Source organism: Streptomyces sp. M92 (assembly GCF_028473745.1).
Classification (GTDB): Bacteria; Actinomycetota; Actinomycetes; order Streptomycetales; family Streptomycetaceae; genus Streptomyces.
The window spans coordinates 5,874,103-5,899,325 of sequence record NZ_CP101137.1; the positions used below are offsets into that span (position 1 = coordinate 5,874,103).

At 71.2% G+C, this 25,223-nt stretch carries 28 protein-coding genes; 15 read left to right on the plus strand and 13 right to left on the minus strand.

Features of this window, described 5'->3' with window-relative positions; translation table 11 throughout:
• Nucleotides 1–186: 186 nt before the first annotated feature.
• Nucleotides 187–810 carry a hypothetical protein gene (locus M6G08_RS26720; protein ID WP_272589671.1) on the minus strand — a complete coding sequence of 208 codons (624 nt, stop codon included), beginning with the start codon at nt 808–810 and terminating at the stop codon, nt 187–189.
• 237 nt (nt 811–1,047) lie between these two features.
• On the opposite strand from M6G08_RS26720, the gene M6G08_RS26725 reads away from it, so the two are divergent.
• The gene (locus tag M6G08_RS26725; RefSeq protein WP_272589672.1) at nt 1,048–2,442 is read left to right on the plus strand and encodes a transcriptional regulator; all 1,395 of its coding nucleotides are present in this window, start codon (nt 1,048–1,050) and stop codon (nt 2,440–2,442) included.
• Between the two features lie 13 nt (nt 2,443–2,455).
• Here the strand turns inward: M6G08_RS26725 and M6G08_RS26730 are convergent, their stop codons facing one another.
• Both M6G08_RS26730 and M6G08_RS26735 read right to left on the minus strand, forming a co-directional pair.
• Nucleotides 2,456–3,112 carry a hypothetical protein gene (locus M6G08_RS26730; RefSeq protein WP_272589673.1) on the minus strand — a complete coding sequence of 219 codons (657 nt, stop codon included), beginning with the start codon at nt 3,110–3,112 and terminating at the stop codon, nt 2,456–2,458.
• A gap of 1,066 nt (nt 3,113–4,178) precedes the next feature.
• Complete coding sequence (locus M6G08_RS26735) at nt 4,179–4,721, minus strand: GNAT family N-acetyltransferase (protein WP_272591439.1); 543 nt, start codon at nt 4,719–4,721, stop codon at nt 4,179–4,181.
• Nucleotides 4,722–4,960: 239 nt separating this feature from the next.
• Between M6G08_RS26735 and M6G08_RS26740 the strand changes: the two genes are divergently transcribed.
• Nucleotides 4,961–6,124, plus strand: coding sequence for a cytochrome P450 family protein (locus tag M6G08_RS26740; protein ID WP_272589674.1), 1,164 nt, complete (start codon nt 4,961–4,963; stop codon nt 6,122–6,124).
• A 9-nt stretch (nt 6,125–6,133) separates the two neighbouring features.
• On the opposite strand, the gene M6G08_RS26745 is transcribed toward M6G08_RS26740, so the two are convergent.
• Nucleotides 6,134–6,889 carry a hypothetical protein gene (locus tag M6G08_RS26745; RefSeq protein ID WP_272589675.1) on the minus strand — a complete coding sequence of 252 codons (756 nt, stop codon included), beginning with the start codon at nt 6,887–6,889 and terminating at the stop codon, nt 6,134–6,136.
• The gene (locus M6G08_RS26750) at nt 6,890–7,450 is read right to left on the minus strand and encodes a hypothetical protein (RefSeq protein WP_272589676.1); all 561 of its coding nucleotides are present in this window, start codon (nt 7,448–7,450) and stop codon (nt 6,890–6,892) included.
• A 153-nt stretch (nt 7,451–7,603) separates the two neighbouring features.
• Here M6G08_RS26750 and M6G08_RS26755 point away from each other — a divergent pair, with 153 nt between their 5' ends.
• Nucleotides 7,604–8,401, plus strand: a complete 798-nt coding sequence (locus tag M6G08_RS26755; protein WP_272589677.1) for an SAM-dependent methyltransferase — start codon at nt 7,604–7,606, stop codon at nt 8,399–8,401.
• A gap of 47 nt (nt 8,402–8,448) precedes the next feature.
• On the opposite strand, the gene M6G08_RS26760 is transcribed toward M6G08_RS26755, so the two are convergent.
• Nucleotides 8,449–8,907: a carboxymuconolactone decarboxylase family protein gene (locus M6G08_RS26760; protein ID WP_272589678.1), complete on the minus strand. Its 459-nt coding sequence runs from the start codon at nt 8,905–8,907 to the stop codon at nt 8,449–8,451.
• Between the two features lie 87 nt (nt 8,908–8,994).
• On the opposite strand from M6G08_RS26760, the gene M6G08_RS26765 reads away from it, so the two are divergent.
• Together M6G08_RS26765 and M6G08_RS26770 are read left to right on the plus strand one after the other, a co-directional pair.
• Entirely contained in the window at nt 8,995–9,870 is an 876-nt protein-coding gene (locus M6G08_RS26765) for a sigma-70 family RNA polymerase sigma factor (RefSeq protein WP_272589679.1), read from the plus strand.
• A 91-nt stretch (nt 9,871–9,961) separates the two neighbouring features.
• Entirely contained in the window at nt 9,962–10,567 is a 606-nt protein-coding gene (locus M6G08_RS26770; protein ID WP_272589680.1) for a dihydrofolate reductase family protein, read from the plus strand.
• An 83-nt stretch (nt 10,568–10,650) separates the two neighbouring features.
• Here M6G08_RS26770 and M6G08_RS26775 read toward each other — a convergent pair whose 3' ends face one another.
• Nucleotides 10,651–11,304 carry a hypothetical protein gene (locus M6G08_RS26775; RefSeq protein ID WP_272589681.1) on the minus strand — a complete coding sequence of 218 codons (654 nt, stop codon included), beginning with the start codon at nt 11,302–11,304 and terminating at the stop codon, nt 10,651–10,653.
• A gap of 14 nt (nt 11,305–11,318) precedes the next feature.
• Nucleotides 11,319–12,806, minus strand: a complete 1,488-nt coding sequence (locus M6G08_RS26780) for an alpha/beta hydrolase (RefSeq protein ID WP_272589682.1) — start codon at nt 12,804–12,806, stop codon at nt 11,319–11,321.
• Between the two features lie 234 nt (nt 12,807–13,040).
• Between M6G08_RS26780 and M6G08_RS26785 the strand changes: the two genes are divergently transcribed.
• Both M6G08_RS26785 and M6G08_RS26790 read left to right on the plus strand, forming a co-directional pair.
• Nucleotides 13,041–14,222 (plus strand): sensor histidine kinase, encoded by a 1,182-nt coding sequence (locus M6G08_RS26785; protein WP_272589683.1) that lies wholly within the window; start codon nt 13,041–13,043, stop codon nt 14,220–14,222.
• Nucleotides 14,223–14,900 carry a response regulator transcription factor gene (locus tag M6G08_RS26790; protein WP_272589684.1) on the plus strand — a complete coding sequence of 226 codons (678 nt, stop codon included), beginning with the start codon at nt 14,223–14,225 and terminating at the stop codon, nt 14,898–14,900.
• Nucleotides 14,901–14,905: 5 nt separating this feature from the next.
• Here M6G08_RS26790 and M6G08_RS26795 read toward each other — a convergent pair whose 3' ends face one another.
• Nucleotides 14,906–15,778 carry an alpha/beta fold hydrolase gene (locus tag M6G08_RS26795; protein ID WP_272589685.1) on the minus strand — a complete coding sequence of 291 codons (873 nt, stop codon included), beginning with the start codon at nt 15,776–15,778 and terminating at the stop codon, nt 14,906–14,908.
• A gap of 85 nt (nt 15,779–15,863) precedes the next feature.
• On the opposite strand from M6G08_RS26795, the gene M6G08_RS26800 reads away from it, so the two are divergent.
• Nucleotides 15,864–16,421 carry a CGNR zinc finger domain-containing protein gene (locus M6G08_RS26800; RefSeq protein WP_272589686.1) on the plus strand — a complete coding sequence of 186 codons (558 nt, stop codon included), beginning with the start codon at nt 15,864–15,866 and terminating at the stop codon, nt 16,419–16,421.
• Nucleotides 16,422–16,446: 25 nt separating this feature from the next.
• Here M6G08_RS26800 and M6G08_RS26805 read toward each other — a convergent pair whose 3' ends face one another.
• The gene (locus M6G08_RS26805) at nt 16,447–16,902 is read right to left on the minus strand and encodes a hypothetical protein (RefSeq protein ID WP_272589687.1); all 456 of its coding nucleotides are present in this window, start codon (nt 16,900–16,902) and stop codon (nt 16,447–16,449) included.
• A gap of 82 nt (nt 16,903–16,984) precedes the next feature.
• Here M6G08_RS26805 and M6G08_RS26810 point away from each other — a divergent pair, with 82 nt between their 5' ends.
• From M6G08_RS26810 to M6G08_RS26825, 4 genes are all read left to right on the plus strand, one after another.
• The gene (locus tag M6G08_RS26810; RefSeq protein ID WP_272589688.1) at nt 16,985–17,407 is read left to right on the plus strand and encodes a hypothetical protein; all 423 of its coding nucleotides are present in this window, start codon (nt 16,985–16,987) and stop codon (nt 17,405–17,407) included.
• A gap of 100 nt (nt 17,408–17,507) precedes the next feature.
• Nucleotides 17,508–18,071, plus strand: a complete 564-nt coding sequence (locus tag M6G08_RS26815; RefSeq protein WP_272589689.1) for a GNAT family N-acetyltransferase — start codon at nt 17,508–17,510, stop codon at nt 18,069–18,071.
• A 147-nt stretch (nt 18,072–18,218) separates the two neighbouring features.
• Nucleotides 18,219–19,790 carry an SDR family oxidoreductase gene (locus M6G08_RS26820; RefSeq protein WP_272589690.1) on the plus strand — a complete coding sequence of 524 codons (1,572 nt, stop codon included), beginning with the start codon at nt 18,219–18,221 and terminating at the stop codon, nt 19,788–19,790.
• A gap of 43 nt (nt 19,791–19,833) precedes the next feature.
• Nucleotides 19,834–21,207, plus strand: a complete 1,374-nt coding sequence (locus M6G08_RS26825) for a cryptochrome/photolyase family protein (protein ID WP_272589691.1) — start codon at nt 19,834–19,836, stop codon at nt 21,205–21,207.
• A gap of 229 nt (nt 21,208–21,436) precedes the next feature.
• Here M6G08_RS26825 and M6G08_RS26830 read toward each other — a convergent pair whose 3' ends face one another.
• A complete protein-coding gene (locus M6G08_RS26830; protein ID WP_272589692.1) occupies nt 21,437–21,796 on the minus strand; it encodes a hypothetical protein in 360 nt (119 codons plus the stop codon).
• 411 nt (nt 21,797–22,207) lie between these two features.
• Here M6G08_RS26830 and M6G08_RS26835 point away from each other — a divergent pair, with 411 nt between their 5' ends.
• The 3 genes from M6G08_RS26835 to rpmF all read left to right on the plus strand — a co-directional run bounded on the left by M6G08_RS26835 (nt 22,208) and on the right by rpmF (nt 24,013).
• The gene (locus tag M6G08_RS26835) at nt 22,208–23,122 is read left to right on the plus strand and encodes a YceI family protein (protein WP_272589693.1); all 915 of its coding nucleotides are present in this window, start codon (nt 22,208–22,210) and stop codon (nt 23,120–23,122) included.
• A gap of 91 nt (nt 23,123–23,213) precedes the next feature.
• Nucleotides 23,214–23,735 carry a GNAT family N-acetyltransferase gene (locus tag M6G08_RS26840; protein WP_272589694.1) on the plus strand — a complete coding sequence of 174 codons (522 nt, stop codon included), beginning with the start codon at nt 23,214–23,216 and terminating at the stop codon, nt 23,733–23,735.
• 107 nt (nt 23,736–23,842) lie between these two features.
• Nucleotides 23,843–24,013, plus strand: a complete 171-nt coding sequence (rpmF, locus tag M6G08_RS26845) for a 50S ribosomal protein L32 (protein ID WP_272589695.1) — start codon at nt 23,843–23,845, stop codon at nt 24,011–24,013.
• A gap of 74 nt (nt 24,014–24,087) precedes the next feature.
• Here rpmF and M6G08_RS26850 read toward each other — a convergent pair whose 3' ends face one another.
• Nucleotides 24,088–24,633, minus strand: coding sequence for an SRPBCC family protein (locus M6G08_RS26850; protein ID WP_272589696.1), 546 nt, complete (start codon nt 24,631–24,633; stop codon nt 24,088–24,090).
• Nucleotides 24,634–24,655: 22 nt separating this feature from the next.
• Nucleotides 24,656–25,222 (minus strand): GNAT family N-acetyltransferase, encoded by a 567-nt coding sequence (locus tag M6G08_RS26855; RefSeq protein WP_272589697.1) that lies wholly within the window; start codon nt 25,220–25,222, stop codon nt 24,656–24,658.
• Nucleotide 25,223 lies beyond the last annotated feature (1 nt).

A 25,223-nucleotide genomic window follows, 5' to 3' on the forward strand; every position in this document is an offset into this window, starting at 1 on the left:
GACCTTCTGATCCAGGACCGGGTCACGACGACGAGCCGGTGCAGCGGTCCCCGGGCGGGATGCCCGGGGGAGGTTGGCCGACCTGCGACGGTCCCCGCCTCGCCCGGTGCACGCCCCGTGCGGGGTCGTCCTCCCGACCCCCGTGGCGGGAGGACGGCCCCGGGCGCCTTCCGGTGGCCGGCCGGGTCAGTACAGCTTCTCGACGGCCGTGCTCGTGGTCTTCTTGAACGCGGCCACGGGCGCGTTCCCGAAGTCGCCCATCTGTCCCCATCGCACGACGGTGACGGTCCTGCCGTCCCGCCCGACCGACAGCAGGGCGATGTCGGTGGCGCCCCAGGACGTCTCGGTGTGCAGGCCTCGGACACGGGCGCCCTCCTCGACCGGCAGCGTGCCGTAGTCCCGGCCCTCGGCCTCGATGTCGGGTGACGAGTCCTCGATGCGGTCGGCGCAGGTGCGGATCAGGTCGTCGTAGTGCTTCGCCAGCGCCTTGGCCTGGGCGGCTGTGCCCGTCACGACGGTCAACTGCACTGCGCTGGTGTCCAGGTCGGTCCAGAACCCCCGGTACCGGTAGTCGTGGGCGGGCACGCCCTCCGTGCTCACGCAGGGGCCGAGTTCCTCCGGGAACCCGTCGGTGACCGGTCCGGCGGTCCAGGACGACGTCGGGTGCGGCGGCAGCTGGGACGCCGACAGGAACTTGGGCGCGGCGGTCTTCGGCGCGGCGCCGGCGGCAGGTGCGGTGAGGACCGTGCCCGCCGTGAGGGCGGCGGCGGTGAGAGCGGTGAGAGCGCTCGTTCGGATGCGCAGGGACATGGGTGTTCCCCCTTGGACGAGTGGATGGACGTGGAGGCCGCGGCGAGGCCGGCTGGTCGGCCCGGGCCTGTTCGGTGCGGCACCAAGAGCATCCGTGGTCACGGCGTCCGGTCGCAACAGCCGACGGCCGATCGGGCACGGTGGAACCATCCCAGCCCGTCTGACGTGCAGGTACATGGGGTGCCTGGGATACCGTCCCGGGCCGGGCTGGGTTGTTCGAGGACCGGGGGGGGACGGGTGCCGGCACAGGACGGCGGCGACGGCGTCGACGAGGTGGCGGAGTTCGCGGCGCTGCTGCGGGCGCTGAAGGAACGCACGGACCGGAGCTACGGCTCACTGGCCCGCCGCCTGGGCATGAACACCTCGACGCTGCACCGCTACTGCGCGGGCGACACGGTGCCGCTCGGCTTCGCGCCCGTCGAGCGCTTCGCGGCCCTGTGCGGGGCGACTTCGGAGCAACGCCTGGAACTCCACCGCCGTTGGCTCCTGGCAGTGGCAGCCCGCCGCCGGCCTCGTACGGCGGGGGCGGCGAAGAGCCCGCCCGACGCCGGGGCGGCGGAAGCGGTGAACGACACGGCGCCGAAAGCCCACGGCGGTCCGGTCGCCGCACCGGACGCGGCGCCGAGGACCGCCAACGGCCCGGCCGCCGAAACGCGCCCTTTGCCCAACCCTCCCGGCACGGCCGCACCCCCGCTCCGGCACCGCCCCTGGTACCGCCGTGGACGTCTCGTGGCCGGGCTGGCCTCCGTCTGTGCCGTGCTCGCGGCGCTCGGGACCCTGTCGGCGCTGCCGGACGGGCGGCGGGCGTCCGGCGACGGACCTGCCCGGGTCGGCGGTCCGCCGGCGTCCGGTACGGCGGAGGCCAGGGTGCCTGAGCGACGGGACGCCTCGCCCAGGTCGAGCGGCGCCCCCACCTCCGAGCGAAATTCGGAAACCGCCACCCCGCGCAACGAGCCGGGCACCTCACGCCTGCCCGGCGCGACATCCGCCCCGCCCCGCGGCGAACAGCCCGTCGGACTGCCGCTCACCTGGTCCGTCAACTCCCAGGAGTGGAGTCTCGGTTGCGGCCACGACTACGTCATCGACAAGCCGCCGAGCCAGATACCCCCTCCCCCCGTCCCGCAGGACGCGGCGCCCTGGGCGGCGACGCAGAGCGCGGTGCACGGCGGCGAAACGCTCGTGCGGCTGTCCGTGCAGGGACGCAGCGACACGGCCGTCGTACTGGAGGCGCTGCGCGTGCGCGTGGTGGGCCGTGGGGTGCCGGCCGAGGGCAACGCCTACGCCATGGACCAGGGCTGCGGCGGCTCGGTCACTCCCCGGTACTTCGCCGTGGACCTGGACAAGGACCGACCCGTCGCCCGCGCGGTCGACGGGAACGACTCCGGCACGCCGGTCCCGGCCGTGCGCATGCCCTACCGTGTGTCGGCGAAGGATCCCGAGGTGCTGCTGGTCACGGCAGAGACCAGTTCGTGCGACTGCCGCTGGTACCTGGAGCTGGACTGGTCCTCCCAGGGCCGCGAGGGCACCGTGCGCATCGACGACGACGGCCGCCCGTTTCGCACCAGCGCCATCGAGGGCCTGCCCCGGTACCTGTACGACACCGTGGGCCGCCGGTGGGAGCCGTACAGGTAGGCCCGGTCCGCTCCTACGGCCGCGGTGTGCTGTCCGAGCGCCACGTGACGAGGGGAGGGTGCCCGGGCAGTTCGGCGCGGCCGGTGGCCCACAGCAGGGTGAGCCAGGGGTCCGCGCCGCCGGGAGCCTCTGGAAACAGACGGGCAAGCACTCGCGAGCAGAGCGCCGAGGGCGGGGCCCAGGCAAGACCGAGGCCTTCCGCCACATCGTGCATGTGCACCAGCGTTTCCTGCACCCCCAGCGCCGCGAAGCCTTCGGGGTCCGACACTCCGGCGGCGTGGTGGGCACGGACGCCGGGCGGCGTCGTACGCACCATGGCGACCAGCAGCGCGCCGCACGCCTCCAGCACCTGTGCCAGGCCGGCCGGACCCGCGTCACGCTCCGCGCAGACGAAGACCATGGGTCCGTCCGGCCTTCCCTGGCGCAATGCGAACGGCACATGGGTGTCCAGAGGCGGGCTCTGCGGCCCCAGTTGCACGGCGTAGTACAACAGGTCGTTGGCGATGTGCTCGACGGTCTCCCAGCAGTCCCACTCCAGCGAACCGGCCTTACCGCCCCACCCCTGCGGGGGTGCGTCCTGGAGGATGCCCACGGCGAGCCGCACAGCGAGGTCGACGTCGTCCGCGGTGACCGGAGACGGGACTGAACCGGATTCAACTGATTGAGACATGACAGCACGGTACCGCGCGGGAAGAGGGCGAGCCCGCTACCGGCGACGGAAGGGACCGTTGGACCTTCTCCTCTTTCGCGTCCCGCTACGCACCGATGCCACACACGACCGGAGACCCGCGGGGCCGTGGGCGGCCGCCGCACAGGCCCCTCAGGAGCGCGGAGCCCCACCGCCCTCGGGCTCACACACGTGCCCCGCACCGCTCAGGAGACAGTTCCACGTCACAGCCGCACCCTCCGCGTCGCCTCGCCGGGGGCGTCCGTCGCCGGGCCGCCGCCGCGGCGGCGGCCCGGCAGGAAGCGGGGTGGTCGACCCGGTGGCGCGGCGCCGATCGATGCCGCCGACTGCGACGTTCCCGAGGACGCAGCCCCCCACCGTCGACGACGGCGAAGGCCGATCCCGCGTCATGTCGCTCCGTCCGCCCGAGTTACACCGTTCACCGAGCGGGTGTCCCGCCCGTCCCATCGACGCGGCGACAGCACCAGCCGGGAGAAGTCACCTCCGGGAAGGAGAGTCTTCGACACCGGCGTCCTCGCCCTTCGGCACCGTGACGGCGGACTGAGGCGGCAGGGAGGGCCGCCGGGCCGGTGATCCACCGCGAGGTACTCCCCGGTGTTGGTGACCGCGACGGGAACCCAGAACTCGTACGCGTTCGGCGGATCCCACGGCCCTTCGGGCCCTTCGGGCTCCAGCCCGTCATCCGTGAATGCGCTACGGAATTCCTCGAACATCTCCCCGAACCACTGTGGCCCGTCCTCCATCTCCTCCGCCCTGATCAGGGAGAACCGGAACGGCCAGACGGAACACTCGCGCAGGGCACCGTCATGAATACCGAGCCATTGCACCAATTGCGGGTGAAGCGGATACGGGACGGCGTCCTCGAGGGACCGGAGGGCCTCTTGAGAGACCGGGGGACACAGGGCGTCGAGGTCAGCGGCGCATCGGTGCCGGCGGAGCCAGTTCTCGATGCGGGACCAGGCTTGTGCGACATCGTTCATGGCGTTCGCCGGACGACCCGGACGTCCGCCACTGCGGCGGCCCGCAAGACCACGTCGCGTCGCATCCCTCAGGCCTCGGGGTCGCGCAGGCCGACGCAGTCCAAGGCCCAGAAGGTCTCCGAGTAGACGAAGGTGCCCGTCATCCATGGTTCGTGGGCGGACAACCGGGCGACCTGGAATGCGGTCTCGGGGATCCGCAGCGACGGCGAACGGAAGCCCGCGGCGTCCGCTGCCTCGAAGCCGCGGCTGCCGTAGTAGCGCGGCGAGCCCTCCAGGAAAACCAACGGCACACCCTGACTGCCGGCCGCCTGGAGGGCGTGGGCGATGAGCCGCGTACCGATGCCCTGGCGCTGGAACTCCGGGACCACGCCCAGCGGTGACAGCGACAGGACGTCCACGATCCGGCGCGGAGCGTCCAACCGCCCCGCGCTCAGCAGGACATGCCCGACGACCCGGTCATCAAGGACGGCGACGAAGGACATCGGCGTCAACGCGGCCTCCGCGACGCGCAGCGCCTCCACGAGCCCGGGAACCCGAACGCCGTCACCGAAGGCGCGCGTATGAACCTCGCGCACCTCCCGGTGATCGTCAGGGGTCTCCTGCCGGATCACCAGCCCAGCACTGGCGGGAGCGAGCCGGGAGCCTGCGGGAGCACCGTGTGACGTCATGGCCGCGAGGGTAGATCGCGGGACGGCTCAGGTGCGAGGCAATATCGCACAGGCCGCAAGTGACAGTCCGCTTGCCGGCCATGACACCCGGCACGAGTGGACGAGTTGGAGAACCGACTCGGCGCCGAGGGCGGTCCGTGGCCGGACGCTTCCGCGTGGTGCCGGGGCCCTAGGGTGGGGCCATGGACTCCGCTGACGAGCTCGTCGAAGATCCCTACCGGGTGTATCGGCAACTGCGCGCCGACTCACCAGTGCATCCGATCGCCGGCCCGGACGGGAGCACGGCTTGGCTGGTCACCCGTTACGACGATGTGCGTCAGGCGCTGCTGGATCCCCGGCTCTCCCTGGACAAGCGGCACTCCTCGGGCGGATACAAGGGCTTCGCGCTGCCGCCCGCGCTCGACGCCAACCTCCTCAACATGGATCCGCCCGACCACACACGTATCCGCCGTCTGGTCGGCCGTGCCTTCACCGCGAGCCGGGTCGAGCGGCTGCGCGGGCCGATACGGAAGACAGCGGAACAACTCCTCGACGCGTTGGGCGAACACGGGCGCACCGACCTGATCGCCTCCTACGCCGGACCGCTGTCGATCACCGTGATCTGCGATCTGCTCGGCGTCCCGGACCGTCACCGCGCCGACTTCCGCGGCTGGACCGACGCGCTCGTCGCTCCTGACCCGGCCCGCCCGGCGGCGACCCGTGACGCCGTCGTCGCCATGCTCGGCTTCTTCACCGAACTCCTGGCGGCCAAGCGCCGTGAGCCGGCGGACGATCTGCTCTCCGACCTGATCCGTGTGCGCGAGTCGGGTGACGTGCTCAGCGAGGACGAGCTCATGTCGCTCGCCTTTCTCGTTCTCCTCGCCGGGTTCGAGAACACGGTGCACCTGATCGGCAACGCGGTTCTCACCCTCCTCCGGCATCCGGAGCAGTTGGCGCTGCTGCGCGAGGATCCCTCCCGGCTGCCGAACGCCGTTGAGGAGCTTGCCCGGTTCGAGGGGCCCGTGCTCCTCGCCATCAGGCGTTTCGCCACCGAGGACCTGGTGCTCGGCGGTGTCGCCGTCCCGGCCGGGGAGACGGTCCTGCTGTCCCTGGCCGCCGCGGACCGTGATCCGGAGCGCTTCGGGGATCCGGACCGGTGTGATCTCGGACGAGATCACACCGGGCATCTCGCTCTCGGCCTCGGTATCCACTATTGCCTGGGTGCCGCGCTGGCCAGGGCGGAGGTGGAGATCGCCCTCGATGCTCTGCTCGCACGCCTTCCCGGTCTGCGGTTGGCCGGTGCCCAGCCCGAGTGGCGGCCTTCGATGCGCTCTCGCAGCCTGACGGCTCTGCCCGTCAGCTACTGACGCCACTGGTCACGTCGTCTCCTGGCGGCGGCGCATCCGCTGGAACAGGCCGCCGAGCATCGGCAGAGTCAGGCCGGCGAAGAGGAAGAGGACGGCGAGTCCGCTCAGTGCCGGGCTCAAGGCCTCCTCGGTGTCGAGGGACCAGGGGCTGCCGAGGGCGTGGAGGACGATGTACGACCCCTTGGACATGGTGTACCCGACGCCCAGGACGGCGGCGAGAGCACACAGCGCGAAGCCGGCCCCGGTCCAGGGGCGAGTGGTCCGGCTGCGCAGCGCGGTCCGGCCGCACATGAAGGCGAGCTCGCCGCAGGTGACCAGGACGTAGGAGAGGTAGATGAGCAGGTAGGCGGCCACGGACGGGTGGTCGGCGTACGCCGTGGTGAACTCGACGGCGTCGCCGTTCGTGGCGAGGAAGAGCGGCACCATGACGGCCAGCTCGACGGCGGCCGCACAGATCCGCTGGTACATGGCAGTGCGCAGGTACTCCGGGCGATAGGCCAGGTCCACCATGGTGATCTGCAGTGACGCGCACCAGAGGATGGCGCAGACGTGTGCCACCAGCTTCCCGGCGTTGTCCAGGCCGGTGGCTTCCTCGGCTGCCCGGGCGACCGCGGGTATCGCGAAGAAGACTCCCAGGGTGCACACCCCGAACGCCACGGCGATCAGCCACGTGAACACTCGTGGGTGGTGCATGGCTCTCCGGGTGCAGAGCGTGGTGACGATGACTCCCGCCACGGTGCAGGAGCCGAAGATGATGCCGTCCACTCAAAGACCTTCCAGTGCGTCAGCCGCGTATCGGGCGGCTTCGGTTCCAGTACGTCGCCGCCTGGCCTTCCTCGGCTTCTCGACGCTCGACCTGTCCGGCACGGACGGCATGCCGAGGTCTTCCCGGCGCTGCCTCAGATGCGCGACGACGTCTCGTAGCTCGTCCTCCGGCAGGTCACTCAGCAGGGCCAGCACGTGACGGGCGAGGGGGTTCTCGAAGGCCTCGAGCGCCTCGAGGTCGTCGTAGGCCGCGTGCGGCAGCAGGTACGCCGGCGGCACGTCGCCGAGGGCCTGGCACAGGGCGAGGACGGTCTTGATGGTCGGGTTGTCCTGCTGGCCGTTCGCTAGCTTCGCGATGAGCGCGAACGACGCCGACGTGGGCGCGTCGGGCAGGTCGTCGACGGCCTGCGAGAGTGTGCGGGAGACGTATGCCCTGCCCCTGGCGTCCGTTCGGTGAGCCATGAGCGTCTTCAGCTTCTGGGCGAGAGGGTGCGGCCGCGAGCGCTGCGCCCGGGTGGCGGCGCCGATCGAAGACTCCTCCTCGTCCCGGCTCACACCCACGTAGTGATCTCTTCCGCCATCGTCGACCTCGCCTCTTGTGTACTTTAGTTGACACACCCTCGGGCGCAAGGGCAGGATCACGATATCGGCAGGCTCTGCAGGTCACTGCCCCCGCACACCTCGGGCCGCAGCGATCGCTGAGAGGAGCGCCAGTTGAGTCAGCACGGCTTACGCGTCCCGGAGATCGACACCGGCAGGCCTCACTCGGCGAGGATCTACGACTACCTGCTGGGCGGCAAGAACCACTACGAGGTGGACCAACGGGCCGGTGACGAACTGATCGCCGCCTCACCGCAGGAACGCAGCGCCGCCCGGGCCAACCGCGCCTTCCTGGAGCGCGCCGTCCACCACGTGGTCGGCCACGGTCTCCGGCAGATCCTCGACATCGGCACCGGCCTGCCCCACGCCCCGAACGTGCACGAACTCGCCCTCGAGACCGCGGCCGAGGCGCGCGTCGTGTACGTCGACAACGATCCGATCGTGACGGCGCACGCGGACGCTCTGCTCCGCAGTTCCGACGCGGTCGGCGTCGCGCTCGCCGACCTCCGCGACCCGCGGACCGTCCTGGACCATCCCTGCGTACGCGACGTCATCGACTTCGACGAGCCGGTCGCCGTGCTGCTCGCCTCCGTCCTGCACTTCCTCACTGACGCGGACCGGCCCCGGCAGGTCGTCGCCGCCCTCCGCGACGCCGTACCGGCCGGCAGCTTCCTGGTGCTCTCGCACGCCACGGGCGACTTCGGCGACTGCAGCGGGGCGCGGACCGTCTACGACAGGGCCAGCGCCCCGCTCAACCCGCGCTCCCGCCGCGCGATCGGGCGGTTCTTCGACGGCTTCGACCTCGTCGAGCCCGGCCTGGTCCAGGTCCCGTTGTGGCGACCGGGCACGCCTGCGGCGGCGCAGGGTGCCCAGATCGGCATCTACGGGGCTGTGGCTCGCAAGTCCGGTTGAGCCGCGGGAGCCGCCGCGGGGAGCGGCGGCCTGGGCTTCGAGTCGGCTCAGCCCCAGGTCTGTCCGGCCGGTTCCTTGATGGTGCGGTTGATCCTGTTGAAGAAGTTGGTCAGCGCGATCTCCAGGTTGATCGCGCCGATCTGCTCCTCGGTGAAGTGGGCGTTGGCCTCCTCCCAGACCTCGTCGGTGACTCCCTGAGCACCGTCCTGGAGCCGGGTGGCGGCCTCGGCCAGCGCCAGTGCCGCACGCTCCGCATCGGTGTAGAAGGGGGCCTCACGCCACGCCGCTACGTTGTGCAGCCGCTCGTCGGTGTCACCGGCCTTCTTCCCTCCGGCGACACTGGCGTAGACGCACGCCGAGCAGCCGTTGATCTGGCTGGCGCGCAGGTGGACCAGCGCGAGCAGCTTCGGATCGACACCCCCGGAGGCGATCGCCTTCTGCAGGTGGCCGATTGCCTTCCACACGTCGGGGTTGTCGGTGTTCTTGTTCTTCAGTCGGTTCCGCATGGCAGGGTGCTCTCCTCGGTCGGGGTTACCTTGCGGGGCTGGTGCCCGTCACCCCTATGACGGAGCAACTTCCAGGGAGGTAACACCATGTCCGGCGCCCGTCCCGCCGATCCGTTCGCCGAGGCCTTCGAGGCGCACCGCGAACGGCTCACAGCCGTGGCGTACCGCGTGCTCGGCTCACGCCCGGACGCCGACGACGCGGTCCAGGAGACGTGGCTGCGTCTGTCCCGCCAGGACGCCGACGCCATCGACAATCTGGGCGGCTGGCTGACCACCGTGGTCGGCCGCGTCAGCCTCGATCTCCTGCGTTCACGCCGTACGCGCCCGACGGTCCCCCTCGACGACCAGCTGCCCACACTCACGGTGACGCTCGACGATGGTCCGACGCCGGAGGAGCTGGTGGCACTGGGCGACTCGGTGGGCCCGGCGCTGTTGACGGTGCTGGACTCGCTGCGCCCCGACGAGCGGGTGGCGTTCGTACTGCACGACGTGTTCGCCGTGGCCCACGCAGAGATCGGCGCCATCCTCGGCAGGTCCGCCGACGCGACCAAGATGCTCACCAGCCGGGCCCGGCGGAAGGTGCGGGCGGCCCGGTACTCGGCAGGCGATCCCCAGCAGCAACGCGAGGTGGTCGCCGCGTTCTTGGCCGCGGCCCGCGAGGGCCGGTTCGACCGGCTGCTCGAAGTTCTGCACCCCGAAGTGACGTTCACCGTCCACGCCCCTGGCGGACGGTTCGTCACGATCGGGGCCACCGAGGTCGCCGGCCGTGCCCGATCGGCCGGCGGAGCGGCACTCGGGCGTGCGGCCACCGTCGACGGGCGACCCGGGGTCCTCGCCTGGAACGAGGACGGCACCCCGCTGTCCGTGCTCGCCTTCACCGTCGCCGACGGCCGCATCACCGAGATCACCGCCGTGGTCGACCCGGCCGCACTCGCACTCATGGACTTGCCGGCCCCGGCGTGAGGCCTACTGGGCGGCACCCGCAGTCGCGGACGTTCCGCCGATGAGTTTCCGGCGTTTGCGCGGTCTGCCCCATCGACGAAGGGAGCCCACCATGCGCAAGATCAGCGTTTGCACGTTCCTGACACTGGACGGTGTCATGCAGGCACCGGGCGGGCCGGACGAGGACGCTCGCAGCGGCTTCGGGCACGGCGGCTGGCAGAAGCCGGTGTCCGACGACGAGGTCGGCACGGCCATCGCCGGTTGGTACCAGCACTCCGACGCCATGCTGCTCGGGCGCAAGACGTACGAGATCTTCGCGTCGTACTGGCCGACCGCCGATCCCGGCAACCCGTTCACCAACCGGATGAACAGCATGCAGAAGTACGTGGCGTCCCGGACCCTGACCGTTGTCGACTGGCAGAACTCCACGCTGCTGAGCGGCGACACCGTCGATGCCGTACGCGACCTCAAAGCGTCCGACGGCCGCGACATCAACGTCGTGGGCAGTGGTGACCTCGCCCAGACCCTCATGCGACACAGTCTCGTCGACGAGTACCGGCTGACCATCCACCCGGTGATCATCGGCACGGGCAAGCGGCTGTTCGCCGACGGAGCCGTCCCCACCGCGCTGGATCCGGTCAGCGTCTCGACGACGAAAGGCGGCACCGTGGTCGGCGTCTACCGGCCGAATGGCAGGCCCGGCCACGACAGCTACTGACAAGCTGTCGCACTCCGCGGTAACGGACAGGCGAGGAGGTGACGCACCGGCCGCCTCGGGTGCCGCTCGGCACACCGCGGGGGTCAGCCCGCGCCTCCGTCGAGCAGCCAGTGGTACCGCAGGCGCCGCGCCCGTTCCGTGCTGGCCGCCGCGGTGGCGAGCCCGACGACGGCGTTGCCCCAGACCGGCAGGTCGACGGGCGAGGTGAGCGTACCGACGTACTGGGCGACGCCCTTTGGGGAACGGGTGATCTGCTCGGCGAGCTGGAGGACCAGGAGAACCAGGCCGATGACCAGCACGGTCGACGAGAGGAAACCCATGCAGCGGCCCAGTGCGGGGTGGGCGCGGTCGAGGCGCGCGCGGCGTCCCTCGGCGGAGGCGGGGTCCGGGACGAGTCGGTGTGCGCTCCCCTCGGCTGTGACGTGGTGGCAGCGCTTGAGCCCGAAGGCGCTCGTCCTCACCTCGACGGTGCCGCCGCGGACGGGAAAGACCGCGGGGACTCTGGACTCGGCGTGGTGCCTGCCGTCGAGGTACAGGTGGGCCCTGACGTGGCCCTCCGACTGATTCTGATGCCTGACGTCGACGGTGTAGACCGTCCGACGGCCGTCGTCGTCGGTCAACCTGAGGTGGAACAGGGCGCGGGTGAGCGTCTGCCACCAGCGGAAGGGTTTCAAGGGTCGCCCGTTCCCCGGTTCGACCCGCCGCAGGGCCCGATGGTGCCGCCACTTGTCGAACATGCCTCAAACTCCCCTCACTCGACCGGTTCCGCCGCGCAGGCGAGGTCCTGGGACGGACGCCGCCCATCGGCCAGGAAGGCCGTCACCGCGTCCTTCGCGCAGGTGTTGGGGCCGAAGGGATAGACGCCGTGCCCACCCTGGTCGGCCGTCACCATCGCGGCCCGGTCCCCGAACGCCCGCCGCAGCTTCCGGGCGCCGGCCAGGGGGGTTCCCGGGTCGCGCTCGTTCTGCACCATGAGCACGTTCGACGGGCCGCGGTCGCCGATGCGCACCGGTGGCTCGGCCCGTTCGTCGGGCCAGAAGGCGCACGGCCCGATTCCGGCCGTGGCTCCGCCCAGCATCGGGTACCTCAGCCGGTCCACCGCGACGTTGCGCTGGTATGCCCGTACCGTCTGCGGCCAGCGGTTGTCGCCGCAGATCACCGAGTAGCGGGCCGACATGAAGTTCTCCATGCCGGGGAACGGCGGGGTGGGCGGCGGCGGTTGGTCCGTGTCGAGTGCCTGCCAGGTCTTGGCCACCAGGGGCATGTCCGCGTCGCTGTAGAGGCGGTCGAAGGTGAGGCCTCGGAACGAGGTTCCGTCGAAGCCCTGGACGGGCTCCGTCTCCAGCCGCGCCGCGAGTTCGAAGAACTTCGCCCTGACCTGCTCGGGTGTGGCGCCCAGGCCGTACTCGGGGTGCGCGGCGGCGAAGGCCGCGAAGTCCGGGAACCGGTCCTCCATTCCGCGGGCGAGCAACCGCATGGCCGTGTAGTCGTAGCCGCCGGGGCCCAGGTTGCTGTCGAGCACGATCCGGTCGCCGCGCCTCGGGAACATCGTCGCGTACACCGCACCGAGGTAGCTGCCGTAGGAGGCACCGAGGTAGGACAGCTTCGGCTCGCCCAGCGCCGCCCGGATGCGGTCCATGTCCCGGGCCGTGTTCGCGGTGGTGGTGTGCGGCAGCATCCAGGCTGTCCGTGAGACGGCGCACTGCTCGGCGACGGTCCGCGCCTTCGGTGCCTCCCGCGCGACGTCGGCGGCGGTGTGCGCGTACGGCGGGACGTTGCCACGTGCCTGCTGCTCCGGCGTCAGGCCGCAGGTCACCGGGGTGCTGCGGCCGACGCCTCGCGGGTCGAAGCCGATCACGTCGTAGGAGTCCAGCACCTGTTGCGGCAGCCCGGTGGCGGCGAGGACGGCCGGGTAGCCGAGTCCCGTGATGCCGGGACCGCCCGGATTGGTCAGGAGCACGCCGCGGCGTCGGGAGGGCTCCTGACCCGCCAGCCGGGAGATCGCGATCTCGATCTGCCGGCCGTGCGGGTCCCGGTAGTCCAGCGGGACTTCGAGTGTCGCGCACTCCAGCGCGGGCGAGGCGGGTGCGCCGGCGGGCGCCGCGGCCTTCGCCGGTGCTGCCGTCGCCGAGCACGGACCCCACCGCACGGAACCGGGCGTCGCCGCCACCGGCGTTCCCGGGACCGTGGTCGTCGCCATCGCGGTGGCGGCGAGGGCGAGGGACAGGGTTCGGTGCATCGGATGTCCTCCTGGGGTGGGCGCGCAGCGCACAGGTGGGGCGCTGGCGGTGCGGGAAACCGATCGTCGTCCCGAACGGTTCGACGAGTCTGCCCGTGCGGCGCCGGCCGGCACATCGGCCCGGCGGCTGGAGTCGTACTCGTCCGAAGTCGGAAGTGGCTTTCGACTCTGGTCGAAGGCCACATCGGCCTCCGGTCCGACTCGCCGGCCGTTCGTTTTCGCGACAATGGCGGGGTGAAAGCGGACGCGGTGCCACGGCTCGGGAGGTGGCAGCAGACTTGGCGGCTGGCGGCGGCCGCGGCGGTGGGCGTTCCGGCCTGGCTCTCCGTCGGAGTGCTGCTGCGGTGGCAGGAGGCCGAACCGGGTTCCTGGTTCCGCGTCGGCGATCCGTTGGTGGCTCTCGGTTGTCTGACGGCGCTGCTGTGGCGGCGCCGGTTCCCGCTCGCCGTCGCGCTGACGGTCGCGATCGCCTCGCCCGTGTCCGCACTCGCCACCGGCGCCGCGCTCCTGGCGCTGGCGTCGCTCTCGGCCCGTCGCCGGCCGGTGGAGATCGCGGTCGTCTCGTCGGCCTTCGTGACCGCGTCGCAGTTCGCCGTGGGGCTCTACCCGGTCGCGAGACCGCCCGGCTCGTTGTGGTTCCAGCTCGCGTTCCCGGCACTGACCGCGGGCATCGCGGTGGCGGCGGGCCTGGCCGTCGGTGCGCGGCGTGTCGAGGTGCGGTCCCTGCGGGAGCGGGCGGAGAGCGCGGAACGGGAACAGGCCGCACGAGCGGACCGGGCCCGCGCCCTGGAGCGCAATCGGATCGCCCGCGAGATGCACGACGTGCTCGCACACCGGATCTCCCTGGTCGCCATGCAGGCCGGAGTGCTGGACCACCGCAGCGACCTCCCGGCGGAGGAGAACCGGGTGCTCGTTCGCGGCATCGCCGACGGCTCGCACCAGGCCCTGGAGGAACTGCGGGGCGTCCTCGGCGTGCTCCGGGCCGACCCGGGCCGCCCGGAACCACCCCAGCCGTCCCTCGACCGCGTTCCCGACCTGGTGGCCGACGCCCGCGCGTCCGGACTCGACGTCACCCTCACCACCACCGTGACGGGGACACCGTCCGACGTGGCCGGACGGACCTGCTACCGGATCGTCCAGGAAGGTCTGACCAACGCCGCCAAACACGCCCCCGGCACGCGGGTGCACGTCATGGTCGAAGGATGCGCGGGCGGCGGTCTCGGCGTCAGCGTCCGCAACTCCCCGGCGATCGCGAGGAACCCGCGGCCACCGGCATCGGGATTCGGCCTGCTCGGTCTCACCGAGCGGGTCGGCCTCGCCGGCGGCGAACTGGACCACCGCCCCACACCCGACAACGGATACATCCTCACCGCACGGCTGCCCTGGCCGAACCCCACACCCGAGAGGAACACCTGAGTGGACTGCGAGCGGGAGCCGGTGCGCGTCGTCATCGTCGACGACGAACAGCTGGTGCGCATGGCGCTGCGGCTCGTCGTCGACGGCGAGCCGGACCTGACCGTCGTCGCGGAGGCGGCCGACGGGGACGCCGCGATCACCGTGGTCGACGAGCAGCGGCCGGACGTCGTCCTCATGGACGTGCGCATGCCCGGACGGGACGGCCTCAGCGCGACCCGTGCACTCCTGACCCGGCCGGCGCCGCCGCGGGTACTGATGCTGACCACGTTCGACTCCGACGACCTGGTGCTCGGTGCGCTGCGGGCCGGGGCCCTCGGGTTCGTACTCAAGGACACCCAGCCGGCGCGGATCCTCGACGCGGTGCGGACCGTCGCGGACGGCCATCCGGTGCTGTCCCCGGCGGCCACGGCACGGGTGATCGCCGCGGCCACCGGCCCGCGGTCCGCTCACGCCCGCAGCTCGTCGCGCGAGGCCGCACGGGCACGGCTCGCCGCACTGACCGAACGGGAGCTCGACACCGCCCGGGCCATCGCCGACGGACTGGGCAATCCGGAGATCGCCCAGCGGCTGTGCATCAGCGTCGCGACCGTCAAGGCCCACACGGGCAACCTGTTCGCCAAGCTGGCGGTCGAGAACAGGGTGCAGATCGCGCTCGTGGTCCGCGACGCCGAGGAGTGACCGGCCTACCTCCAGGTGCGGTCCAGGAAGTCGGCGATCAGCGGGGCGATCTCCGGCAGGTGGGTGTCGAGGGCGAAGTGGCCCGTGTCGAAGAGGTGGAGTTCGGCATCGGGCAGGTCCCGCAGGTAGGCGCGGGCACCGGGTTCCGTGAAGAAGGGGTCGTTGCGGCCCCAGGCGATCAGGGTGGGCGACGTGTGCCGGCGCAGCCAGGCCTGCCAGCGGCCGTAGCTGTCGATGTTGGTGTGGTAGTCGAACAGCAGGTCCAGTTGGGCGTTCCTGCGTCCGGGGAGCTCCAGGAAGTGCTGGTCGAGGGTCCAGCCGTCGGGCGCGATCAAGGCGGGGTCCGCGACCCCGGTCTCGTACTGGGAACGCGTGCCGGCCAGGGTGAGCAGGTCCAGCAGCCGCTCCTCGGCACCGGGCGTCCGCGGCCTGAACCGGAGGGTTTCGCCGGCCACCTCCGACAGCCCGTCCTCGTACCCGTTGCCGTTCTGCGTGATGAGGCCGGCGATCCGCTCGGGACGGCGTTCGGCGAGCCGGAAGCCGATCGGCGCCCCGTAGTCGAAGACGTACATGACGAACCGGTCAAGCCCGAGTCGCTGGACGAAGCCTTCCGTGACGTCGGCGAGCCGGTCGAAGCGGTAGGTGAAGCCGTCCGGTACCTCGGTGCGGCCGAAGCCCGGATGGTCCGGGGCGATCAGGCGGTAGCGCGAGCCGAGCACGTCCAGCAGCCGGCGGAACTGGTGGGAGCCGGACGGGAATCCGTGCAGGAGCAGCAGAACGGGAGCGTCGTCCCGGTCGGGCAGGGACTCCCGGTAGAAGACACGGACGCCGTCTATGTCCACATGGCGATGGACGACGCGCGCGACGGAGACAGTCATATCTAACCCCTCTTCAGCAAGATGTCACATTAGGTATAGGCAGACTGGACCTAATACGTCAACGCGCCGATGTAGCATTAGCGCCATGAGTGAGTACGCGCCGCTGGTCGGAGAGCAGCCGGCGATCGATCTGGTCAACACCCGCCCCAGCACCGGTGACCTGCTCGCCACCGAGGTGGATCTGCGTTCGTGGTGGACGCTTCAGGCCGAGCGGTTTCCGGAGGCACCGCCACCGGACCTCACCACCGCCGACCTGGTTCCCGTCCTGGCAGTCCGGGAGCACACCGCCCGCGCGCTGGGACACGTCCGCCGGGGCGAGGCGCCCTCGGCCGCCGACCTGGCCGGTCTCAACCGGGCGCAGCGTGCCGCACCCGCGATCCGTGAACTGGTCCCGGACGGCACGGCAGTGGTCACGCGGCTCAGCCGGGAGGGCCGCCCCGGCGTCCGGCTGGCGGCCTTCCTCGCGGAGGCCGCCGCCGAACTGCTCGCCGACCCGGCGGTCGCCAGGGTCCGCGCATGCGAGGCCGAGGACTGCGTACTGCTCTTCCTGCCCCAGCATCCGCGCCGCCGCTGGTGCTCGGCCGGCCGCTGCGGCAACCGCGTCCGCGTCGCACGGCACTACCAGCGGCACAAGCCCGGATAGCCGGGCGTCCAGGACGCCTGCCGTTTCACCGGCCCCGAAGTCCGCCGGCGCCCTCGTGGGCGGCAGTGGCGCCCGGAGCGTGAGGCACGACCACGATCTGCACGTCGTCCTCGTAGACGACCCGCCCCGGGTCTGTGGAACGCAGGGTCCGGCAGTCGACGCCGTGTGCGGAAAGAATCTCCAGATAGCCGGGGACACGGGCCAGGAGGTGAGTGGCGGACGGCTTGAACCAAGCTGCCGCGCCGGGGTTGACCGCGTCGTCGTACACGCCGGGGTCGACGGTCGAGGGGTCGGTGTACGCGGCGTCGTACCAACGGTTGTTGCTGCGGCGGAAGGACTCCTGCTCGTCCGAGAGCCTTCCCTCCCTCGCCAGATTGTTGACGAGCCCGAACACGCCGGTGAAATGGCCTCGGCTGTTCCGGTGCGGCGACTGGAAACGTACGTACTGGACGGCCTCACCGTCGCTCTCGGTCATCCCCATCGGCACATCCTCCCACCTCTTGTCTCAGCTCCGCCCTGCGAGATCGCATGTGCAGGCCGGCGAGAACCTGCAGAGTCGTCCCATGGCCGTCGTTCTCGTCCCGATCCTCCTGCCCCTCCTGGTCGGGCTGTGGTTCTGGAGCCGTCCGCTGTACTCCGGCAGGTGGCTGCGCAGTGCCGCCTGGTTCGCCTCCAGTGCGCTGCTCCTACTGCTGAGCGCCGGCGTCACCCATCTCGTCGGCTCCCTCGCAGGGGCGTCCCTCGATCCGGAGGAGGCATGCCACCGCGCGGGCGAGACCTTCGACCGGGCGTATCGCAGGGCGGACTTCGAGGAGTACACACGCTGGTTGCCGCTGCACGACAAGTGCCACGCGGGCTACGACCTGGTGCCGGCCTGGGTGAACCCGGTCATCCTCGCTCTTCTCCCACTGGCGCTCGTCTGTCCGGGCTACGCCGTGCGGCCGGCCGTGGTCAAACGCCGGAGGGAGAAGAGGGGCGTCTCGTGAACGGCTTGGACAAACGGCCCGGACAGAGGGCGTGCGGCCGGTCCGGGCCGGGCCGGATATTCGGTGTTCTCACCGCCCGTGAGGACACAAGATGGTGCGCATGACTTTGGCCACCCCCGTACTGCGCACCCCTCGCCTGCGGCTTCGCCCCTTCACCGACGCCGACGCCGGCTCCCTCTTCGCACTGCACAGCAGCGCCTCCGTGATGCGCTACTGGGACTCCCCGCCGTGGAAGGACCAGGCCCGCTCCGAACGCTTCGTCTCGATGTGCCGGAAGGTCGCGGACGAGGGCACCGGGGCGCGGCTGGCCATCGACCGTGCTGCTGACGGCGCCTTCGTCGGGTGGTGCTCCCTGACCGGATGGAACCCGGACTACCGCAGCGCCTCACTGGGCTACTGCCTCGACGAAGCCATGTGGGGCCACGGCTACGCGACGGAGGCCGCGCACGCCCTGCTGCGGTGGGCGTTCGACACACTGGACCTGAACCGGGTCCAGGCGGAGGCCGATACGCGCAACGTCGGGTCCGCCCGAGTACTGGAGAAGATCGGTTTCGTACGCGAAGGCACGTTGCGGGAGGAATGCATCGTGGACGGCGACGTCTCCGACACGTGGGTGTACGGGTTGATCAGGCGTGAGTGGCAGCCGTCGACCATGCCGGATTGACCCCGGGATTCCGTGCATCCACAGCGCCCCTGTCCACCGAAGTGGTTGCGTAAGCGGTCCGCACCGCGACAGGCACGGTCACACCGGTGCGTTCATGATCGGACGTGAACGGGAAACCGAATGTGACGCGCGGGAGGAACGCTCGTGGTGGACAAGGACCGACCGGTGGACGGCGAACGGCTGCACTGCCTGGTCACCGGGGCCTCCGGATACATCGGCGGACGGCTGGTGCCGGAACTGCTGCGGGCCGGTCACCGGGTCCGGTGTCTGGCCCGCTCCCCCGGCAAACTCCGCGACCACCCCTGGGCGCGGGACGCCGAGACGGTCGGCGGTGACGTCACGGACGCCGCGTCCGTGGCCGAGGCCATGCGCGGGATCGACGTCGCCTATTACCTGGTGCACGCGCTCGGCTCGGGATCGGGTTTCGAGGACACCGATCGCCGGGCCGCCCGGATCTTCGCCGAGCAGGCACACGCCGCCGGCGTCCGACGGATCGTCTACCTGGGCGGACTCACCCCGGCAGGCGTACCCGAGCGATCCCTCTCCCCCCATCTGCGGTCGAGGGCCGAGGTCGGCCGCATCTTCCTGGAGGCACCGGTGCCCGCCACCGTGCTGCGGGCGGCGGTGGTCATCGGTTCGGGGTCGGCCTCGTTCGAGATGCTGCGCTATCTCACCGAGCGCCTGCCCGTGATGGTGACCCCCAGTTGGGTGCACACCCGCACGCAACCGATCGGCGTCCGGGACGTACTCCGCTACCTCGTCGGTGCCGCCGGCATGCCGCCCGACGTCGACCGGGCGTTCGACATCGGTGGGCCGGACGTCCTCACCTACCGGGAGATGATGGGCCGCTACGCGGCGGTCGCCGGGCTGCGGCGACGGCTCATCGTGCCGGTGCCGATCCTCACCCCAGGGCTCTCGAGCCACTGGGTGGGCCTGGTCACGCCGGTGCCCGCCTCCATCGCCCGCCCGCTGACCGAGTCGCTGCGCCACGAGGTCGTCTGCCACGAACACGACATCGCCCGCCACGTGCCCGACCCGCCGGGCCGGCCGCTGCCCTTCGACGAGGCCCTGGCACTGGCGCTGCGCAAGGTCCGGGACGCCCAGGTGGCCACCCGCTGGTCGTCCGCGGCCGTGCCCGGCGCCCCCAGCGACCCGCTGCCCACCGATCCCGACTGGGCCGGCGGCAGTCTCTACCAGGACGAACGCCACCTGCCGGTCGCCGCACCCCGCGACGCGCTGTGGAAGGTCATCGAAGGCATCGGCGGCGACAACGGCTGGTACTCCTTCCCGCTCGCCTGGGCGGTCCGCGGCTGGCTCGACCGGTTCGTCGGCGGGGTCGGCCTGCGCCGCGGCCGCCGCGACGCCGAGCGCCTACGGGTCGGTGACTCCCTGGACTTCTGGCGGGTCGAGGAGATCGAGCCGGGCCGTCTGCTGCGACTGCGCGCCGAGATGCGCCTGCCCGGACTGGCCTGGCTGGAGATGTACGCCGAGACGGACGACGACGGCCGCACGCGCTACCGCCAACGTGCCCTGTTCCACCCCCGCGGCCTGCTCGGACACGCCTACTGGTGGAGTGTCTCGCCGTTCCACGCGGTCGTCTTCGGCGGCATGGCCCGCAACATCGCCCAGGCCGCCGCCAAGGGGATGGGCGCCCGCCGACCCGCGGCGCGCAACGACCGCGCCAGGCGTTCCCGCTCCCCGAAGGGCCCCCGTCGGTGAACGGCCGACGCGGTACTCCCCTCACCACACCGGGAGCGACGACATGACCCGCGCGGTCGTCCTGTTCACCGCCGACCTCCGCCTGCACGACCATCCGCCGCTGCGCGCCGCGCTCGCGGCGGCCGACGAGGTGGTCCCGCTCTTCGTCCGCGATCCCGGGATCCACGCGGCGGGCTTCGACGCCCCGAACCGCGCCGCGTTCCTCGCCGACTGCCTGGCGGCCCTGGACGCGTCACTGAGGCGGCGCGGCGGCCGGCTGGTCGTACGCAGTGGCCCGGTCGACCGGGAGGTCGGCGCGGTCGCCACCGAGTGCGGTGCGACGCGGGTCCACATGGCCGCAGCGGTGACGGGCTACGGCCACCGGAGGGAGGAGCGGCTGCGCGGTCACCTCGAATCGCTCGGCGTCGCCCTCCACGTCCACGACGCCGTGACCACCGCCGTCGCGCCGGGGCAGGTGACGCCCACCGGCTCCGACCACTACGCGGTGTTCACCCCCTACTTCCGCCGCTGGTCCGTCCAGCGGCTGCGGGAGGTCTGCCCGCCGCCGCGCACGGTGTGCGTTCCGGACGGAGTGCGCGGCGAGCCGCTTCCGTCCCGCGACGCGCTGTCCGGCCTCTCGCCGGGTCTTTTGGCGGGCGGGGAGAAGGCGGGCAGGGAGTGGTTCTCCCGATGGGCACGGTCGGGTATGGCCGCGTACGAGGAGCGGCACGACGACCTGGCCGGCGACGCGACGTCCAGGCTGTCGCCCCACCTCCACTTCGGCACCCTGTCCGCGTCGGAACTCGTCCAGCGGGCCCGCGCGCACGGTGGACCCGGGGCGGAAGCGTTCGTACGGCAGCTGTGCTGGCGCGATTTCCACCATCAGGTGCTGGCGGCGCGCCCCGAGGCGTCGGCACGGGACTACCGCACCAGGCACGACCGCTGGCGGACCGAGAAGGAGGCGGCCGAGGACATCGCCGCGTGGCGGGAGGGCCGGACGGGATACCCGGTGGTCGACGCGGCCATGCGTCAGCTTCGCCACGAGGGCTGGATGCACAACCGGGCACGGCTGCTGGTGGCGAGCTTCCTGACCAAGACGCTGTACGTGGACTGGCGGATCGGCGCTCGGCACTTCCTCGACCTCCTCGTGGACGGCGACATCGTCAACAACCAGCTCAACTGGCAGTGGGCCGCCGGCACGGGCACGGACACCCGTCCGCACCGGGTTCTGAACCCGGTCGTCCAGGGCAAGCGCTTCGACCCGCGTGGAGCCTACGTGCGCCGATGGGTCCCCGAGCTGAGCGACGTGGACGACCGGTTCGTGCACGAACCCTGGCGGCTGCCCCGGGACGTGCGGGCCCGCCTCGACTACCCCGAGCCGCTGATCGGCCTCGCCGAAGGGCTCGCACGTTTCAGACACGCCCGCGGTCGCGACTGAGCCGCCGCAGAACCGTGATCGACGCGAGCGCGGCCTCGGCTTCCGGTGTGTCGAGGCCGGGTACTCGGCGGAGAGGGCGCCCAGGTAGTCGAGGAACTCCTCGGACATCGACTGCCGTTCGTAGGGGCCATGCGGTCGGCCCGCGACATGGACCGCACCAGACCTCCGGTCCGGTTCGGGCGTAGGTTCGCACGTCGAGGGCTCACCGAGGCGGGCGGGGGACGCGTCCTCAGTGGTCGGAGTAGCTGAAGTCGCCCACGGTCCAGGCGCTGACGTCCTCGATCGCCACCCGGTACATCCCGCCCGTCTCCGGGATCCCCATCGTGCCCTGGAGGATCCGCGCGACGTGGAAGTGCAGGTGCGTGGGGGGCGCGTCCTTCTTCACTGGGGTGTCGAAGACGGCAGAGAAATCACCCAGGTCCGCGGAGCCCGTCAGTACTTCCGACACCCTCTGCCTCCACACGGCTTCGGGAGCCAGGCGACCCGTGAGGACGGCGCCGCTGGTGACCACGGTCAGGGACATCCGATTGCTCTGCCCGGACTCCACGAGGGCGGCGAGGGCAACGATCAACTCGTCAGGCTTCGGCATGAAACCGAATTCTATGCACCGGCTCGGGCGGTGGCGCCACCGGTCAGGACGACACGGTACCGCTCACTCGCTCGTGTCGGGTTCGTGGTGAAACCCAGGACCGCTGGTGAAGATCGCGATCTCCTTCCGTGTGCTTCGCCACAGCATCGCTGCAAAGCAGCACAGCCGAGGTGCGATGACAGGCCGTCCATGTACTGATTTACGGCCCGGCATCCATGCACCTGGCGGTGGAACTGTTCTCACTCGGGAGCGAGATGGCCGAACCGGTCGGCTTTACGATCATCACTGAACCGCCGCCTCCGCACACGCCCTCCTGTCGCCGCCCTCCCGTCGCCGCCATCCTTGGCGACCGCGAACATCGCCGACCGAGTGGGCCGGGTCGCGGCACCCCTGCGAAGAAAGGTGAACTCCATGGCCCTCAGGCTGCTCCGACGTCGACGTTCGCGCGGCACCTCCGGTGCCGGGGCAAGCATCTCGGTCCCCCTGCCGCCCGACGCAGGGGCATTCGGCTTCGAGGTCGTCGATCCCATGGGGCAGCCCATGGGCGGAGCCGAGGTCACCGTGAGCGCGGTGGAAAACCACCGGGTGGTGACACGTGGAACCACGGATCCCAACGGCTACTTCATAGCGACGCTGCCTCCGGGCTCCTACAGCGTCATGACAGTCGCCGAGGGCCTGTCACCCGCCCGCGAGACCGTCGACATCACGGCCGGGGTCGCTCTGGCGCCGACGCGCGTGGGTCTCGCGCCCGCGCGCCGACTGGAGCTCCCGACAGCCGGAACCTGGCTGTTCGACCCCCCGCACACCGCGATCCGGTTCATCGCCAAACACGTCGGCATGGCCCATGTCCACGGCAGGTTCACGCGCTTCCAGGGCGGTATCCGCGTCGCACCGGACATGGCCGACTCACAGGTCTCGGTACGCATCGACGCCGCCAGCATCGACACGGGCAACAACACCCGCGACAACCACCTGCGCTCCGCCGACTTCCTGGATGTCGAGCGCTACCCCTACATCGACTTCACCAGTACCCGGTTCGCCTACCGCGGCGGGTCCAAGTGGACCCTGCACGGCACGCTCACCATGCACGGCACCAGCCGCTCCGTGGGCCTCGACACGACCTACCTCGGGATGGTCAACGGGGGTTACGAACAGGAGCTGCGCTGCGCGGCTCTCGCCAAGGCGGAACTCCACCGGGAGGACTACACCCTCAACTGGCGCTCCATGCTGGCCCGCGGCATCGCCGTCGTCGGCCCGACCATCCAGCTGGAGATGGATGTGCAGGCCATGTACCGCACCCACGACACGCCCACTCCCCCGGAGTAGACACACTCCGGCCGGACGCCCTTCCCGCCGTGTGCTTTCGTCCGGTCGGAGCACGGCAGAAATGCGTTGCCACGCCGGCGCCGGGGTCGGCATGCTCCGTGCCGTGTCCATTGAAGACGACTCCGCCGATGCCACGATCGTCGTACCGGTCAGCGTGCGCGATCTACTGCCCCGGGACCTGCCCGCGTGCACCTGGTCCGGCTCGCCCACCCACCTGCGCCACGTGGAGCACGAGTTGGTGCGCGCCGCGGCGGGCGAGGTGGACTACCTGGCCGTGTGCACCCCCGCCGGTCTGCCGGTGGCGATCGGCGGCATCGACTACCAGGTTTCCGAGGGGGCCGGGACCCTGTGGCAGCTCGCGGTGCTCCCGGCGCTCCAGTCCCGCGGCCTGGGGACCCTGCTCGTCCGAGCTGCCGAACAGCGGGTCAGGGACCGCGGGCGACGCAGGGCGGAACTCGCCGTGGAGGAGGACAACGTGCGTGCTCGCGCCCTGTACGAGCGCCTGGGGTACGTCGCGTACGGCCGCGAACCCGATGCCTGGGACGAGGAAGCGCCCGACGGGTCGGTCCGCCGCCACGAGACGATGTGCGTCCTCATGCGAAGGGCCCTTTGAGCGCCCGGAGCCGTCGGTGAGCGGGGTCCATCCGGGCCACACATCGTAACGACATCCATTTTCATGTACTGTCTGCCTGGAGCCCACGCTTCACACCGGAGGACCCCATGGCCGTACCCAAACGCAAGATGTCACGCAGCAACACCCGGCACCGCCGCGCCCAGTGGAAGGCGGACACCCCGCAGTTGGTGACGGTCACGGTGGACGGTACCCAGTACCGCGTGCCCCAGCGGCTCGCCAAAGCGTACGAGCGCGGCCTGCTCCGCCCCGACGGCTGACGGCACGACTGAGCCTGCGCGTCGCGCCGTCGTCGCCAGCGACATCGACAGCCCTTTCGTCCAGGAACCCGTGCTCAACGGCACCCACCACGGCTCCGGGGCCCGGCGAGCCTCTTGATGCCGTGGAGGGTGGCCTCCATGCCGGCGCGCAGTTCCCGCATCCGGATGGCGATGATCTCCTCCTCTCGGTCCGGCCGGCGTTCGACGGCCACGGTGACTCCGCTGCGGCCCGGGCCGATGGAGGCCGACTGCCGCAGTCGGGTGCCCTCACCCTCGGCCCTGAGCAGGAAACGCCAGGACGCCATGCAGGTCGCCGGGTCAAGCGTCGGTTCTCCGAACCGGCCGTCGGCATCCGTGACCGCCCAGCCGAACACCTGTCGCTCCTCCAGCTCGATCACGTGCGAGACGGTCCGCCACTCGCCGAGCCTGTGGTGATGGTTGTATCCCTCGAAGCGCGCGCCCACCCGAGGCCGGGTCGCGTCGTCCAGCCAGGCCACGCGCTGGAGTTCGGGGCTGAGCCGGGCGGGCAGGCGTATGTCGGTCACCAATTCCCACACCTGCGGCACGTCCGCTTCCACATGAACGTCACAGTGCACACTCGGGCCGTCGTCAAGGCGCATGTCGTCTCCTGGATGTCAAGGGTCAGCGTCGGAGCCGGCGGTAGGCGGACGCGTCGGGCCTCCTCGGTGACCGCCGCAGGCCGAGCCACTGATCGGCGTTCCAGGCCCGGAACCGCTCCACTTCGGTGAACCCCAGCTTCGCGGCGAGGCGCATCGAGCCGACGTTGGCGGTCTGGGTGGCGAGCACGACCGGCTCACCGGGAAGGACGCCTCCGAGCCAGTCGAGTGCCGCCGCGCACGCCTCGGCGGCGTATCCGGACCCCCACGCCCGCGGCAGGAACAGGTAGCCGAGATCAACCTTCCCCACAGCAGCCGGGCGGTGGTGCTCCGTTGCTCTCCTGAGCAGGACGTGGCCGATCATCGCTCCGCCGAGATCGACGACGAAGCTCCCGGGCCACCGCTCGGGCACCTCGGGCAACGCTCGCTCGAGTTCGTCACGCGGGCGGGGGCCGCCGAGGTACGTGTGCACGTCCGGCGACGCCAGCAGCTCGATGAACGCCGCACGGTCCCGGACCTCGGGCTCACGCAGCACGAGCCTCTCGGTCCTGATCGGCGCGGGCGGCCAGGCGACGTCTCCGAGATCGTTCATG